The organism is Neisseria sp. P0021.S007 (assembly GCF_051956855.1).
This window is the reverse complement of sequence record NZ_JBQCXA010000267.1, coordinates 1-874: the sequence shown is the minus strand read 5'-3', so window position 1 is coordinate 874 and position 874 is coordinate 1. Positions and strand designations below refer to the sequence as shown.

Annotated in this window: 1 protein-coding gene; it reads right to left on the bottom strand. The window is 41.4% G+C overall.

The features are described from left to right. A partial coding sequence (locus ACTHUR_RS12715) for an amino acid ABC transporter permease (RefSeq protein WP_440398849.1) occupies positions 1-726 on the bottom strand: 726 nt, incomplete at its 3' end. Positions 727-874: the final 148 nt, after the last annotated feature.

Here is an 874-nt window from a genome sequence, read left to right as displayed (position 1 = left end):
GCGACGTTCCAAACGTAAGAATACCCATCCTAATACACTCGTCAATACAAGATAAATCAATGCAACCGTATAAAGTGGCTCTTGGAATATCGAATACTGACCTGTGATTGCTTTTTGAACAGACATAAGTTCAGGAACTGCAATAACAGACAGCAAAGAACTATCTTTCAAAAGTGTGATAAATTCACCTGCAAGTGGCGGCAACATACGGCGAAGAGCCTGAGGTAAAATCACATAACGCATCGCCTGGGTATAGGTCAGACCCAAAGAACGTGCGGCTTCCATTTGGCCTTTATCAATCGACTGGATACCGGCACGGAAAATCTCACAAACATATGCACCTGAGTTGGCAATCAAAGCCATTACACCTGCGATCAATGGGCCATAAGAGCGACGAAAATTAATTGCAGATTCTCCGCTGATTAATGCACCATCGGTAGGATGTACAAAAAATGGGAAAATAACAAAAGCCCAAATAATAACTTGAGCAAGCAATGGCGTACCGCGGAACAATGCAACATACACAAAAGAAATCTTACGCAAAACCCAAGCCAATGCACGTATCGGCGCACCGGCTTTTTCCGGATTAACCAAACGAGCCAATGCCAACAGCAAACCTAAAATCGAACCGCCAATCGTTGCAACCACTGTAATTCCCAGCGTCGCTAATACGCCGTAAAAAAACATCCAGCGGTATTCATAAATAATGTCAAAACGAAAATCCATAACCCTTCCGTCGGTCAAAATCGGTAACTAATCCGAATATTTTTTAAAAATGAAGCTTGATATTTTACAAGAAAATACATTGCTTGAACGGTTTTTTGTTAAATTAATCCACCCAACCCTGCTTTTTTACATTTCCAACGTATTGCAG